General features: G+C 66.8%; 1 protein-coding gene. It reads right to left on the bottom strand.

The annotated features are described in order from the left end of the window. Positions 1-49: 49 nt before the first annotated feature. A complete protein-coding gene (locus FNH09_RS46340) occupies positions 50-1,264 on the bottom strand; it encodes an IS110 family RNA-guided transposase (RefSeq protein ID WP_162470124.1) in 1,215 nt (404 codons plus the stop codon). Between the last annotated feature and the right edge of the window lie 226 nt (positions 1,265-1,490).

Consider the following 1,490-nt stretch of genomic DNA (forward strand, 5'->3'; position numbering starts at 1 on the left):
GATTCCCAATGACGTTGTCAAGCGGCGGTAGCGACCCACTGTGGTCGGGTCATATCGCTGTCGCGCCTGCGCGGGCCGCAGCGGTCTCGAAGAGCTTGTGGTCGCGCAGGAGGGCCCAGAGCACGTTCAGGCGGCGCCGGGCGAGTGCCAGGACGGCTTGCTTGTGGGACTTTCCCTCCGCGCGTTTGCGCTGGTAGTACCGCTTCGATTCAGGGCAGTACACGGTGGCGACCTGGGCAGAGAGATAGAACATTCGCAGCAGTCGCCTGCTGTAGCGCCGGGGCCTGCGGAGGTTACCGCTGACCTTGCCCGAGTCACGGGGGACCGGGGCCAGGCCGGCCACACCGGCGAGCCGGTCGGAGCTACCGAACACAGACATGTCTCCACCGGTAGCGGCGATGAACTCGGCTCCCAGCGTCATGCCGATGCCGGGCATGCTGGTGATCACCTCTGCGTCGGGATGCTCCCGGAACCGGGCCTCGATCTGGGCTTCGAGCTCCGAGATTTCCTCGTCGAGGGCCGTCACCGCCGCGGCCAGCGTGTGGACCATCCGCGCGCAGGTCCTTTCCCCGGGAACGACGGTGAACTGGGCTTCTCCAGCGGTCACCGCGGCCTCGGCCGTGCTCCTGGCAGCGATGCTGGTGCGCACGCCGTGGTTCTTCAACCAGGTCGTGAGCCGCGACCGGCCGATCCTTCGCAGGGCTGCCGGGGTTTGGTAGCCGGCCAGCAGAATCAGTGCGCTCTTGGAGGTGCTCAGATCGAAGGCACGCTCCAGGGCGGGGAAGTACTCCAACAGCTGCGCGCGGAGGCGGTTGATTGCGCGAGTGCGGTCGACCGCGAGGTCGATCCGGCGCGCGGTCAGAATCCGCAGGTCTACTGCGATCTCACCGAGCTCCTGCAGAGACTGCAGGTCGCGGCGCATGCGGGCGGTGTCGGCGATGATGAACGCGTCCTTAGCGTCCGTCTTCCCGCTGCCCCGGTAGGCCGCTGAGGCGTGGTGCACGGTCCGGCCGGGGATGTAGAGCAGCTTCTGGCCGTGGCTGAACAGCAGCGCGATCCACAAGGAGGCCCCGCCGGAGTTCAGGTCGACGGCCCAGGTGACCGGGCCGCCGTCGGCTATCCCCAATACGTCACCAAGGAGTTCGAGCAGTTCAGTCTCGCTGTTCGGCACACGCCGCGACAGCAGCGTCGTCCCGTTGGCGTCGATGACCGTGCAGTGGTGCTCGGCCTTCCCCGCGTCCGTCCCGGCCCACAATTCCGGCACCGATCCTCCTCCGACGTGGTGTTGTGTCCCAGCAGACGACCTCGCCGACGCATCCATACGAGCGATTCAGTTCGCGTATCCCAATTAGCGGCCGAGTCGTCGCGGGGTGCCGGGCGGCCAATCAGTGGAAGCCACATCATCGGCTATCGGGTGACAGCCATACCCAGCACCCCTGGGTGCTCCGATCCTACGAATGACCGGAACGGCCCACGACGAACGGTATGGA

It is taken from the genome of Streptomyces adustus (genome assembly GCF_009377175.1).
In the GTDB taxonomy this organism is placed as follows: Bacteria; Actinomycetota; Actinomycetes; order Streptomycetales; family Streptomycetaceae; genus Streptomyces; species Streptomyces adustus.